This window comes from Neorhizobium galegae (genome assembly GCF_017877055.1).
In the GTDB taxonomy this organism is placed as follows: domain Bacteria; phylum Pseudomonadota; class Alphaproteobacteria; order Rhizobiales; family Rhizobiaceae; genus Neorhizobium; species Neorhizobium galegae_D.
Map to the genome: position 1 here is coordinate 1,810,535 of NZ_JAGIPG010000001.1, position 12,609 is coordinate 1,823,143.

Here is a 12,609-nt window from a genome sequence, read left to right on the forward strand (position 1 = left end):
TTTGACGACATCCGGCGATCACTCCGGACATTCGACTGATATTGATACCGTTTTTGTTGCTTCGCACAACATTAAAAAAGGGGGTTTCCGGACCGCCCAACTATTTTCCAAGACTAGGGAAAAGCTGCAGAACACCGCCAAAGCAATAGAGGTAGATGCCGCTCAATACGACACCGTAGACGACCCAGTCGGGTGTTTCGAAATGCAGGAGCAGCGAGTAGCCGCCGAGCGCGCACCAGATGAGGCAGATGGCCAGATTAAGCGGTCGGAGCCGCTTAACGCGGACAGGATGCAGGAAATTGATCGGCAGGAAGGTCAAGACGACCGATACAGAGACCAGGACCAGAGCCGCCGTTGCGCTCGCATCGATGACGAACAACGTGAACACGACCATGTTCCAGACGACCGGAAAGCCGGAGAAAAAGTATTCGTCCGTCTTCATGCCCGTGTCGGCATAATAAACCGCGCTCGATACGACGATCGCGCCCGCGGCGACGAAGGACCAGGGCTCGCCGATCATGCCGCTCTGGTAAAGCGCAAACGCCGGCAACAGCACGTAGGTCACGTAGTCGATGATGTTGTCGAGCGTATCGCCGGACCAGTTGGGCAGAACCTCCTTGACCCGCACCTTGCGGGCGATCGGTCCGTCGATGCCATCGACGAGGAGCGCCAGCCCCAGCCACCAGAACATGTCGACAAAGCGATGCTCGGCCGCCGCGACGACCCCGAGGAAAGCGAGAAACGAACCGGATGCCGTCAGGAGGTGAACCGAGAAGGCGCGAATTTCGGCATACGGAACTTTTCTGTAATTGAAGATTCGTCTGATCACACGTCAGTCCCGCCTTTCCCACATTGGGCGAGGTATGCGGCCAATCACCGCGCATTGCAACCGGCTTGGCCCCGTCGCAAGCCATAGAGCATTGCTTTTTCCATGCTGCGCTGCCGTGCCCCATGGATATGCCCGCCGCGAAGCTCTAGATAATCGAAGGTATATTTTGCAGAGCAGGACGACGGACATGCAGCATTTCGAGATCGCCGTGGTGGGCGGGGGACTGGCCGGATCGGTTGCCGCACTGGCGCTTGCGCGTGCCGGTCGCAAGGTGGCGATCATCGCACCTTCTCCCGAGAAAACCGATGAGCGTACGACCGCACTGATGGATCACTCCATTCGCTTTCTTGAACGACTTGGCGTCTGGGAGGAGATCGCGCCTTCCGCCGCGCCGCTTTCGGTCATGCAGATCGTCGACGGTACCAAGCGGCTGCTGCGCGCGCCGACGGCGCAGTTCCGGGCGCAAGACGTCGGCCTCTACGCCTTCGGCTACAACATACCGAACCGGGCACTGTCGGAAACGCTGGATGCGGCGGTGGCAGTAGAACGCAACGTTACCAACGTCGCTCAAATCGTCGAAACCTTCGATTTTTCGGCCGAAAGAGTGATCCTGACACTGTCGAACGGCACGACTGCCAGCGCCGATTTCGTCGTGGGGGCGGACGGACGTCAGTCGAAGGCGCGGGAGACGGCCGGCATCGGCGTGCGCCGCTGGTCCTATCCGCAGTCGGCCGTGGTATTGAATTTCGCCCATACCCTGCCGCACGGCAATGTTTCGACCGAAGTCCATACGGAAAGCGGACCGTTCACCCAGGTTCCCCTGCCCGGCCTGCGCTCCAGCCTCGTCTGGGTGGTGAAGCCGGAGGAAGCCCGCCGTCTCGTCGAGCTTCCAACCGAGGACTTGTCGCGGCTGGTCGAAGACCGCATGCAGTCGATGCTCGGCAAGGTGAAGGTTGAAGGCAAGGCACAGGCGTGGCCGCTTTCCAGCCTGATGGCGGAGAGGTTCGGCAAGGGTCGACTGGCGCTGATCGGCGAGGCCGCGCATGCCTTTCCGCCGATCGGAGCGCAGGGCCTCAACCTTTCACTCCGCGACATCATCGCGCTTTCGGAACTGCTCGTTGCTACCGGCGACCGCCCGATCCCGGCGGATGCAGGCGATCGCTTCAACCGGCGCCGCGGGCCGGACATCGTCAGCCGCACCGTCGGCGTCGACCTCCTCAACCGCTCGCTGCTGTCGGATTTCCTGCCGGTGCAGATGCTGCGTGCCGCCGGACTGCACATCCTCACCAACGCCCCGCCGCTTCGCAACCTGCTGATGCGGGAAGGTATTGAACCGGGTCGTGGCCTGCGGGCCGTCGTCGATGCCTTACGGAAAGAGATCCGGCGGTAAGGTGCCGGAATTGATGAGGTAAAGCAGCACCGGCAGCGTTGCCACCGATGCGACCGTAATGATCAGGATGCTCGCCGACGCCCTCTCCTGCCAGACGCCGTATTGCTGGCTGATGACGAAAACGTTGGTCGCCGTCGGCAGCGCCGAAAGCAAGGTCGCGGAATAGATCCACACGGGATCGAAATTGCCGATCAGCGACAGGACCGCATAGGTGGTCATCGGCAGCACGACCAGCTTGGAGACCGCGATATAGCTGATCTCCACCGGCACGCGCTTGATCGGCCGGAGCGCCAGCGTCACCCCCATGGCAAACAGCGCGCAAGGGGCCGCGGCCTGGGCGAGGTAGTCGATGAGCCGCTGGAAGGCGGCGGGGGGCTGGACGGCAAATGCCGCGAAGCAGAATCCAAGCGCCGTCGAGATGATGAACGGGTGCAGCACGACTTTCCGGAGGATATCGCCGACCACGTGGCTGACGGGGCGTTTGTCGCCGCCGGCCACCGCCATCATCGCAGGTGCGACGATGAAATGCGCGGCGTTCTCGAAGCAGACGATCAGCGCCACCGGCACAGCTGCCGCCTCACCGAAAGCCAGCAGCGCCAGGCCCGGCCCCATATAGCCGATATTGCCGTAGGCGCCGGCAAACGACTGGATGGTGCAATCGGCAAACGAATTGCGACGCAAAAAGAAGCCGATCAGGAAGAGAACGAAGAAGACCAGGTAGGTCGCGCCGATCTCGCCGAAGATGAAGTCGGCTCGCGTCAGCTGCTCGACCGGCGTGCGGGAAACGAGCTTGAAGAACAGCGCCGGCAGAGCCGCGTAGATGATGAACGTATTCATCCAGCCGAGCGCTTCGGCCGGCTGTTTCGTCACTCTCGCGGCCAGATAGCCGATGAAGATCAGGCCGAAGAAGGGCAACAGCAATGCAATGATATCGGCCATCGGTTCCCTGCCCGCAGACCGGGTCGTATTGGAAGACGCTTTCCGTTAGCCGATTTGCATCAGGATTGGAAAGGTCTGCTGGAACCAGATTGCGGCCGAAGTGACGAAACCGAAGATGAAAGCGAGCCCGGTCAGAATCAGGAAGACTCCCATGACCTTCTCGACCATGCCGAGATGGCGGCGGAAGCGAGTGAGGAACCGCATGAAGGCACCCGAGAAGCCGGCGGCGATCCAGAACGGCACGGCGAGACCCAGCGAATAGATGGCGAGCAGTGCCGCCCCCTCGCCGACTGTATCGCGGGATGCGGCAACGCCGAGGATCGCGCCGAGCACCGGGCCGATACAGGGTGTCCAGCCGAAAGCGAAGGCAAGTCCCATGACATAGGCGCCGGAGAGCGTCGCCGGCTGGCCGCCGCCCTGGAAGCGTGCCTCGCGGGCGAGAAGGCCTATCCGGAAGACGCCCAGAAAATTCAGGCCCATGACGATGATGATCAGGCCGCCGAGCTTCGACAGGAGATCGAGATGCTGACGCAGGAGCACGCCGATCGTCGACGCGCCGGCCCCGAGCGCCACGAAGACGGTCGCAAAACCGAGCGTGAAGAACAGCGCCGACTTGAGTACCGCCCGCCGTGTCCCGGCCCCCGAATCGATGACCGCCGCCCCTCTACCACCGCGGAACTGCTCGACCGAAATGCCCGCCATATAACAGAGATAGGGTGGCACGAGCGGCAGCACGCAAGGAGAGAGAAACGACAATGCGCCGGCAAGAAGCGCGCTCAGCAGGGATATTTCGGCAATCGACACATGTGGCTCCGGATGGCGGGCTTTCGGGGAGCCCGCGTCTTAGGCTTGAGGTAATGGCCGGACGCGGCGAATGCCAATCACCTTTTCGCATGGCCGCAGAAAAGCGGCAGATAGCCGCATTTTTGCTGTTTTTGCGGGTTGACCGCAAGGGGGCACCTGCCTATGTTCCGCGCACTTTCAAGGACGCGCTCACCCGCGGCCGCGGGAGAGCGTAGCTCAGTCGGTAGAGCAACTGACTTTTAATCAGTAGGTCCAGGGTTCGAATCCCTGCGCTCTCACCACATTCATAATTAAATCGGATACTTAACCAGACATCAATGCGATTGCAGTGGCCTGATGCGCATGGGCCAATGCTCCGCACGCTGTCTCGTTCCCGTGGCGGGTGGTATCGCTGCGCCTGCTTCGTCACAATGTGGGTGGACGAAGTCCGGCCGGTCTGTCACAAGCCGATCAGGACGCGACTGCCGTTAACTTTAGAACGGGGTCGGGCGACCGATTGACGTCACGTCGCTGCCACGAGATCACGTCGGCCGTCCTTCCTTAGATCCGGCACGCTGAATTGCATCGCCAAAAGCCCCGCCTTCACCCATTACAATTTGCTCATCTTCAGGGCGAACGCCATTCATTACAGCCAGGTTATGTTTGCAGCAGCAAATTGCGGTGGGAAGAAAACTCCGGGTGCGGCGCCAAACCATTGAAATATCTTATCTCGTGAGATGAAGGATGGCTCCGGAGCGGAGCATTTGGCCTAAAATTCGGCAGATGGGGCCTTCCAAACCTTATTTATTATTAAGCTGACCTTCGAGGCTTCGGGGCGTATTTCTATCTTCAAGACTGAATGACGCCGACGGCCGGAGAGGCCGTGACGGCAGAGCCAGTTTCACAACCGTTTGCCGAAGGTGGAGCTCAGATATGCGCCCGCTCGTCCCGATAAACCAGCCTTCCCCCGTGTCGCCGGCGCCCTGCCCGGTCATGCACCTCACCGGACCGCCCGGCGTTCGACTTCGATAGCCAGGCGTTCGAAGCCGCGTCAGCTGCCCGGTGTATCGTTTTTCCGATGCAACGGCTTGCCCGCAAAGCTGGCTTTTCAGCTTCGTAAACCTCCAGAACCCCAACCGATCGGCCCGCGCTCATCGCGCAGCTTCGATCCTCTTCGCCCCAATGCGCCGCCTGCCGGCGCAAGGGCTGCAGATTTGAAAGGAAGACCTCCATGTCCAATATCCTTCGCAAACATCGGATCGCGGCACTTCTTAGCGCTGCCATCGTTGCGGTCCCGCTCTCCGTGCCGGTCATTCTCGGCACCAACGCGGCGCATGCTGCAACTACGGCAACGGCTGCTGCCGGCTCCGTTTCCGGCATCGTCGCTCCGGGTGGTTCGTTCGCGCCGATCGTTTCGGCCGACAAGCCGGCCGTCGTCACCATCACCACCACGATGAAGGCCCAGAACGTTGCCTCGGACGACAACTCGCCGTTCGACGAGCAGTTCCGGCAGTTCTTCGGCCAGCAGGGCATTCCCATGCCGCGCCATATGCCGCAGCAGCGTCAGGCCCCCAGAACCGAAGCCCTCGGCTCCGGCTTTGTCGTCACGGCCGACGGCTACATCGTCACCAACAACCACGTGATCGACAACGCGATCGATATCAAGGTGACCCTCGACGACGGAACGGAAGTCCCCGCCAAGCTCGTTGGCGCCGATCCGAAATCCGATCTCGCCGTCATCAAGATCAACGCGCCGAAGCCGCTGGCGACGATCGCCTGGGGCGATTCGGACAAGCTCAATGCCGGCGACCAGATTCTGGCGATCGGCAATCCGTTCGGCATCGGCACGACCGTCACCGCCGGCATCGTTTCGGCCCGCGGCCGCGATCTCCACAGCGGCCCCTATGACGACTTCATCCAGATCGATGCGCCGATCAATCACGGCAATTCCGGTGGCCCGCTGGTCGATCTCGAAGGCAAGGTCGTCGGTATCAACACGGCGATCTATTCCCCGAACGGCGGCAGCGTCGGCGTCGGCTTTGCCATCCCGTCCGACCAGGCTCAAAAAGTCGTCGCCAAGCTGATGAAGGACGGTACGATCGAGCATGGCTTCATCGGAGTACAGATCCAGCCGGTGACGGCGGATGTGGCAAGCGCCATAGGCCTCGACAGGCCTGAAGGCGCGCTGGTTGCCAATGTCAACGACGACACGCCGGCTTCCAAGGCCGGTATCCAGACCGGCGACGTCATCACCGCGCTCGGCGGACAGGCGATCAAATCTCCTCGCGACCTGTCGCGCATGGTCGCCGACCTCACGCCCGGCGCCAAAGAAGGCCTGACAGTCTGGCGTCAGGGTCAAAGCCGCACTCTGAGCATCACGGTCGGCGGCAACGAGCCCAACCAGCAGCAGGCTTCCGCCGACAATGGTGACAAGTCCACGCAGGGTGCGCAGCGCGTTCCGACCATCGGTATCGGTCTTGCAGACCTCACGCCGGATATTCGCGAGGCGCTCAACTTGCAGCGCCGGGAAAACGGTGCCGTGATCGAGAGCGTCGCACCCGACAAGCCGGCTGCCGACGCCGGCCTGCAGCCCGGGGATATCATTGTCTCGATCAACCAGCAGCCTGTGAAGTCGGCGAAGGAAGCCAAGGCGGCGGTCGCGGAAGCCGGCAAATCCGGGCGCAAGTCCGTCCTGCTGCTGATCCAGCGTGGCGAGAACCAGACCTTCGTCGCGGTCCCCTTCTCGATCGGCTGAACATCGGACTCGCCCTATCTTCTTGGCGCCGCCCGGTTGTCGCGACCGGGCGGAGGTCGTTTGGTCCCGCCCACACTCCCCTCCAAGGCGGCGGCGAGTTCTGCAAACCTCGCCCTCGCCCGAGCAAGCACCAGCGCATCGGCGATCGGTTTGTCGACAACGTCCTCCAGAGCCCGAGACACCCGACGGGCCGCTCTCTTCAATTCGCCGGGAGCGGCTTGGCTGCTCACGATCTCGCCTGCCAAGATATACATTCGCCGATAGCTCCTTGCTTCGGCGGCCGCCCTCATCCACGTCCTATGGAACTCAGTCATGCGGGCTTAGATGGGAGCCGCCTGCGGAAAGTCAGGTGCGCCGTAACGGTAGAGTCAATCTCGCCTTAACCAAAACTTAAGCGTGAATTACCATTTGCTGATGAAATCGGCGCCGGAACCTTCGTGGACAAAGGACGTTTGCCCGGCCGAAGGAGCATCTTTATGCGCATAATATTCGTGGTCATGATCGTTTCGGTGCTCAGCATCCTGGCATTCAAATATGCCGACCAGTCGCTTGGTGGTGGCGACATCCTAGCCTCTCCCATGGAGCTCTCGTCCCAGAACTGACACGATCGCGTGAGGCGGTTGATCTTTTCCGCCTGCCCCCCGGATCGGCTTGACCGCTCCGGCCTCACCGCCATATTCCTGCGGTCCCGCCCCAACCCATTTTCCAAACACGAGAGGTTTTCATGGCCAAGCCAAAGATTGCGATTATCATCAGCAGCACACGTGACACGCGGTTCGGCGACAAGCCGGCACATTGGATCTATGATACGGCGTCCAAGCGCGACGACATGGAATTCGAGATCGTCGATCTGCGCGACTTCCCGTTGCCTTTCTTCAACGAAAAGGCATCGAATGCCTGGGTTCCCACCGAAAACGAAGTCGGCCAGCGCTGGCAGAAGAAGGTTGCCGAATTTGACGGCTATATCTTCGTGATCGCCGAATACAACCGCTCGATCACGGCAGCGCTCAAGAATGCGCTCGACTATTCCTATCCGGAATGGAACCGCAAGCCGGCGGCAGCCGTCGGGTACGGCAGCGTCGGCGGCGCCCGTGCGGTCGAACACTTCCGCACGATCGCGGTCGAACTCCAGATGGTCCCGACCCGCCCGGGCGTGCACATCCAGGGCGCCGACTTCTTCGCGGTCTGGCAGCAGGGCAAGGCGCTCTCGGAACTCGCCCATCTGGAACCCGGCGTGAAGACGATGCTGGACGACCTTTCCTGGTGGGCCACCGCCCTCAAGACGGCCCGGGAAAAGGCCTGATTTGCCGTCGCGCGCCATTGATCTCAAGGCTTCGGTACCGGCCGGAACTTTCCGGTTTTCCGGGTGTTGTCAGGCTATAGAGGAGCTGTTGCCATGAACGCCCGAAATGTCCTGATTGCCTTGGGATCTGCCATTGCGGGCGGCCTTGTCGTTGCCCTTCTGATGCATCCCGCCGGACCAACCGCCACCACGAAGTCGGATCGCCTCGACGGCCCTCCGGCGGAGACCGCCTTCCTGCCGGAACGGTTCGGCGTTCCCGGCTCGACGCAGTGATCGCGCGGGATTTGAAATACGAAAGGCCGGTGTCTCTTTCCAGGCGCCGGCCTTTTTCATTGTACCCGATCAGTGAACGGCCTTGCCGCCCTGTTCCTCTTCGAATGTCACGGCGACATCGCCGTCTGCCGACAGGCGAACTCTGTCGCCTTCGATATCGGCAACCAGTTCCAGCGGAATGAAGTGATGGTGGCCTCGATGGCCGCCCTCACCGCTGTCCTTTTTGGTCAGCTTGATACGGCTGCCTTCGACGCGATCGACCGTTCCAACATGAACGCCATCCGCGCCGATGACTTCGGCGTGTTCCTTGATTCTTGCAGCATCGATCATGGGAAATCTCCTTTTTCTGCGTTTCGACAACGCGTGAATGAAGATATCGATGCATGCTCTTCGAAAATGTGGGAGCTATTCACGAACTCCCCCGCGGAGAACAACCGGTCTATTGGTGCAGGGTATAAGTGCCCATCTTGCAGAAGTCCTGCGTATCTTCCATGTCTTCAAGCTTGGAATCCTCCGAGAATTCGAAGCGCATGTCGTATTTGCAGGAACGGCGGCCATCGCGGATGGTGATCTTGATGCTCTGGCCCGGCTCCAGTACGTCATCGCCGAAAACGTCTTCTTCCCAGTTATCCACGCCTTCCGGCGACGTATAAAAGCGCTCGAGTGTACCCTTGGTTTTATTGATCAGGGTGAACACAAGATCGTCTGCGGCGTTGGATGCACCGGCTGACATCAGAATAGCTGCGTAAACGCCAGCTAACACCGAGAATTTCTTAATCATAACATTACTCCTCTACCCGTCATTGGATGCGTTATTACTACCACCCGGCTCTTAAGGCATGGTGAAACGGCAGGTATTCTTAAATGCCGCAGGTTACCGATATTTAAGTTTTACCGCTTCCGGTTTTATGCCATTGAGAGAGAAGACGAATTCCGTCTGGCGACCACGCTTCCGACGGATTTGCGCCGCATGACGGCGCGGCGGGAAGTTTAGCCCCGGTTGTATCGCTACCCAGCAAAGGACAAACCGTTGAACGTGCAGAACACATCCGACCCGGCAACAAAGACCAGCGGCACGCCCGATCTCGCCGCGATCCTGGCCGCTTCGGGAAACCAGCGCAAGAAGCGCCGCTGGATCTGGCCGACGGTCCTTATCGTACTGGTTGCTGCGGCGGCAGTCGCCTACAGCTATTTCGGCAGCAGCGGCCCGCGCTACGACTACACCACCCAGCCGGCGAAGAGCGGGGGCCTCTCGGTCATCGTCACGGCGACCGGGTCGGTCCAGCCGACGGATCAGGTGGATATATCGAGCGAACTGTCCGGCACCGTCCGCAAGGTCAATGTCAGCTATAACAGCGCGGTCAAACAGGGCGACGTGCTCGCCGAACTCGACACCAACAAGCAGGAAGCGGACGTTCAGAGCGCCCGCGCCCAACTTGCTTCGGCAAAGGCCAACGTGCTGAAGGCCGAAGCGGAAGCGGCTTCGGCCAAGAATTCGCTCGACCGCCTGACCGGCCTCGTCAGCAACCGCATTTCGACCCAGCAGGAACTGGATGCGGCGAAATTCACCTATGATTCGGCACTTGCCACCAAAGCCGTCAACGAGGCCTCCGTTCTTTCAGCCGAAGCCAATCTACGGCTCTCGGAGCTCAACCTTCTGAAGCTCAAGATCGTGTCGCCCATCGATGGCATCGTGCTGACCCGCGACGTGGACCCCGGCGCGACCGTCGCCTCCTCGCTGAATGCACCGGTGCTCTTTACCATCGCCGGCGACCTGAAGCGCATGGAACTGCAGGTCGCTGTCGACGAGGCGGATGTCGGCCATGTCCGGGAAGGCCAGACGGCGAAATTCTCGGTCGACGCCTATCCCGATCGTAATTTTCCGGCCACCATCCAGGCGGTGCGCTTTGCATCCGAAACCGTCTCCAACGTCGTCACCTACAAGGCGATCCTGACGGTCGACAACGCCGATCTGCTGCTGCGCCCCGGCATGACGGCAACCGCGGACATCACCGTGCAATCGGTCACCGACGCGCTCCTCGTGCCGAATGCGGCGCTGCGCTATTCGCCGCCGACGACCGCGCGCAGCCGCGGCAATTTCCTCACCCGGCTGTTCACGCCGCCCCGTCCGCGCGGCAATCGCGGTGGCGACGCTACTTCGAGTACAGGCCGTGCCGTCTGGGTCCTGCGCGCAGGCGTGCCGACGCGGGTGCAGGTCGAAACGGGCCCGACCGACGGCCAGTTCACGGTGCTGAAATCCGGCGAGGTCAAGCAAGGCGATCTGCTGATCACGGACGCCGTCGCCCGGGCGAACTGAGGAGGGTTTTGGTGACGCTCCCTCCCATCATCACCTTCAGACAGGTCTCGAAATTCTACGGGCACGGCGAAGCGACGATCCGTGCTCTCGACCGTATAGACCTGTCGATCACGGCGGGCGAGTTCGTATCGATCATGGGTCCGTCCGGCTCGGGCAAATCCACGGCGATGAACATTATCGGCGGGCTCGACGTCCCTTCATCCGGCGAATATCTGTTCCAGGGCATTCCGACGAGCGGCTTCGACCGCGCGCAACTGACGCTGCTGCGGCGTCACATGCTCGGATTCGTGTTCCAGGGATTCAACCTTCTCGCCCGCACATCCGCCGTTGAAAATGTCGAACTGCCTCTCGTCTATCGCGGCATGGATCACCGCGAGCGACGCAGCCGGGCAATGACCGCGCTGGAACAGGTGGGCCTCAAGGGCCGCGAAGGCCATACGAGCCAGGAACTTTCCGGAGGTCAGCAGCAGCGCGTGGCGATCGCACGCGCCATCGTCACCGATCCCGCCGTGCTGCTCGCCGACGAACCGACCGGCAATCTCGACACCAGAACCAGCGCCGAGATCATGGAACTGATCACCCGGCTCAATCGCGACAACGGCATTACCGTCATCATGGTCACTCACGAGGAGGACATCGCGGCCTATGGCAAGCGGCTCCTGCGGTTCGTCGACGGCCATCTCGCCTCCGACCAGGCGCAGGTGAAGGAGCATACCCATGTTCTTTGAGACGGCGAAACTGGCCTGGCGGGCGATCAGCCGCAACATGCTGCGCTCCTTCCTGACCGTGCTCGGCGTGGTGATCGGCGTCGCGGCCGTGATCGCCATGGTGACCGTCGGCAATGGCACGACGGCGAAGGTCCAGGCCGAGCTTTCCCGCCTCGGCACCAACACGCTTTTCGTCCGTCCGGGCCAATGGGGACCGGGACGCGCCAGCAGCGAGGCCAAGCGCTTCAACGACAAGGATGTCCTGGCGATCCAGGAACAGGTGACCGGGCTTCGCGCCGTGGCGCCGCTGAACCGCGGAACGGCGACCGTGATCGCGGGCGGCGCAAACCATTCCTCGAGCGTGATCGGCACCACCAACGACTACCTGATCGCCCAGGACTGGGATCTGTCGCTCGGCCGGTCATTCCTCGCCAACGAGGACCGTGGCGGCCAGGCTGCCTGCATGATCGGGGAGACGGTGCGCAAGGAACTGTTTGGCGCGGCCAACCCGGTCGGGCAGAGTATCCGCGTCAGCAATGTCGCCTGCCCGGTCGTCGGCGTGCTTGCCGTCAAGGGTCAGTCCGGCATGGGCGACGACCAGGACGACACGGTCATCATGCCGCTGAAGCTGCACCAGCGGCGGATCGGCGGCACGACGACGATCAGCAGCATCATCCTGTCGGCGCAGGACGGCGTGGCGACCACAAAAGTCCAGTCGGACGTCGAAAGCCTGCTGCGCGAACGGCGCAGGATCGCGATCGGCCGCGAGGACGATTTCTCGGTCAACGACATGTCGCAGATCGCCGCGGCGATGACCGGCACGACTGTGCTTCTGACCGGCCTCCTCGGCGCCGTCGCGGCCGTCAGCCTGCTGGTTGGCGGCATCGGCATCATGAACATCATGCTGGTGTCGGTCACCGAGCGCACCCGCGAGATCGGCATTCGCCTCGCGATCGGTGCCCTTGAGCGGCAGGTGCTGACCCAGTTTCTCGTCGAGGCGGTGATGCTGTCGATCTTCGGCGGCATCAGCGGCATCATTGCCGGCCTTGCGCTTGCCTATGGCGTCGTGAGCTTCCTCGGCGTGCCCTTCGTCGCCAGCCCGACGATCATCCTGCTCGCGTTTGCCTTCTCGGCAATGATTGGCATGGTGTTCGGCTACTTTCCGGCCCGCCGCGCAGCGCAGCTCAACCCGATCGAGGCGCTCCGCCACGAATGATCAGGCGTCGCTTGGCCTTCGGCAGCGATGCCATTCAACTGTATATCTTTTCCTGATATATCACCCGCGCTTGCCATTCCCAATGCGACATGGCACG

13 protein-coding genes and 1 tRNA gene are annotated in these 12,609 nt (G+C 61.6%); 9 read left to right on the top strand and 5 right to left on the bottom strand.

From position 1 onward, the window contains the following. Positions 1–100 precede the first annotated feature (100 nt). On the bottom strand, positions 101–829 hold the full coding sequence (pcsA, locus tag J2857_RS08495; protein WP_210009669.1) for a phosphatidylcholine synthase: 729 nt from the start codon (positions 827–829) through the stop codon (positions 101–103). Between the two features lie 187 nt (positions 830–1,016). On the opposite strand from pcsA, the gene J2857_RS08500 reads away from it, so the two are divergent. Next, complete coding sequence (locus J2857_RS08500; protein ID WP_210009670.1) at positions 1,017–2,219, top strand: UbiH/UbiF family hydroxylase; 1,203 nt, start codon at positions 1,017–1,019, stop codon at positions 2,217–2,219. Here the strand turns inward: J2857_RS08500 and J2857_RS08505 are convergent. Both J2857_RS08505 and J2857_RS08510 read right to left on the bottom strand, forming a co-directional pair. Next, positions 2,196–3,158 carry an AEC family transporter gene (locus J2857_RS08505; protein ID WP_210009671.1) on the bottom strand — a complete coding sequence of 321 codons (963 nt, stop codon included), beginning with the start codon at positions 3,156–3,158 and terminating at the stop codon, positions 2,196–2,198. The genes J2857_RS08500 and J2857_RS08505 overlap by 24 nt on opposite strands. A gap of 45 nt (positions 3,159–3,203) precedes the next feature. After that, on the bottom strand, positions 3,204–3,962 hold the full coding sequence (locus J2857_RS08510; RefSeq protein ID WP_210009672.1) for a cytochrome c biogenesis CcdA family protein: 759 nt from the start codon (positions 3,960–3,962) through the stop codon (positions 3,204–3,206). Positions 3,963–4,167: 205 nt separating this feature from the next. Here J2857_RS08510 and J2857_RS08515 point away from each other — a divergent pair. From J2857_RS08515 to J2857_RS08530, 5 genes are all read left to right on the top strand, one after another. Further along, positions 4,168–4,243 (top strand) — tRNA-Lys (locus tag J2857_RS08515). A 929-nt stretch (positions 4,244–5,172) separates the two neighbouring features. Then, positions 5,173–6,696 carry a DegQ family serine endoprotease gene (locus tag J2857_RS08520; RefSeq protein WP_210009673.1) on the top strand — a complete coding sequence of 508 codons (1,524 nt, stop codon included), beginning with the start codon at positions 5,173–5,175 and terminating at the stop codon, positions 6,694–6,696. A gap of 476 nt (positions 6,697–7,172) precedes the next feature. Beyond that, a complete protein-coding gene (locus J2857_RS31235) occupies positions 7,173–7,298 on the top strand; it encodes a hypothetical protein (RefSeq protein ID WP_281068601.1) in 126 nt (41 codons plus the stop codon). A gap of 122 nt (positions 7,299–7,420) precedes the next feature. Then, positions 7,421–7,999, top strand: a complete 579-nt coding sequence (locus J2857_RS08525; RefSeq protein ID WP_210009674.1) for an NADPH-dependent FMN reductase — start codon at positions 7,421–7,423, stop codon at positions 7,997–7,999. A 93-nt stretch (positions 8,000–8,092) separates the two neighbouring features. Further along, positions 8,093–8,272 (top strand): hypothetical protein, encoded by a 180-nt coding sequence (locus J2857_RS08530; RefSeq protein WP_210009675.1) that lies wholly within the window; start codon positions 8,093–8,095, stop codon positions 8,270–8,272. Positions 8,273–8,341: 69 nt separating this feature from the next. Here J2857_RS08530 and J2857_RS08535 read toward each other — a convergent pair whose 3' ends face one another. Together J2857_RS08535 and J2857_RS08540 are read right to left on the bottom strand one after the other, a co-directional pair. After that, the gene (locus J2857_RS08535; RefSeq protein WP_210009676.1) at positions 8,342–8,602 is read right to left on the bottom strand and encodes a DUF2171 domain-containing protein; all 261 of its coding nucleotides are present in this window, start codon (positions 8,600–8,602) and stop codon (positions 8,342–8,344) included. 109 nt (positions 8,603–8,711) lie between these two features. Next, positions 8,712–9,053, bottom strand: a complete 342-nt coding sequence (locus J2857_RS08540; protein WP_210009677.1) for a hypothetical protein — start codon at positions 9,051–9,053, stop codon at positions 8,712–8,714. Between the two features lie 249 nt (positions 9,054–9,302). Here J2857_RS08540 and J2857_RS08545 point away from each other — a divergent pair, with 249 nt between their 5' ends. From J2857_RS08545 to J2857_RS08555, 3 genes are read left to right on the top strand one after another with little or no spacing between them, the layout of a single operon-like run. Then, on the top strand, positions 9,303–10,589 hold the full coding sequence (locus tag J2857_RS08545; RefSeq protein ID WP_210009678.1) for an efflux RND transporter periplasmic adaptor subunit: 1,287 nt from the start codon (positions 9,303–9,305) through the stop codon (positions 10,587–10,589). A gap of 11 nt (positions 10,590–10,600) precedes the next feature. Then, on the top strand, positions 10,601–11,317 hold the full coding sequence (locus J2857_RS08550; protein ID WP_210009679.1) for an ABC transporter ATP-binding protein: 717 nt from the start codon (positions 10,601–10,603) through the stop codon (positions 11,315–11,317). Continuing rightward, the gene (locus J2857_RS08555; RefSeq protein ID WP_210009680.1) at positions 11,307–12,512 is read left to right on the top strand and encodes an ABC transporter permease; all 1,206 of its coding nucleotides are present in this window, start codon (positions 11,307–11,309) and stop codon (positions 12,510–12,512) included. Before J2857_RS08550 ends, J2857_RS08555 begins: the two co-directional genes overlap by 11 nt. Positions 12,513–12,609: the final 97 nt, after the last annotated feature.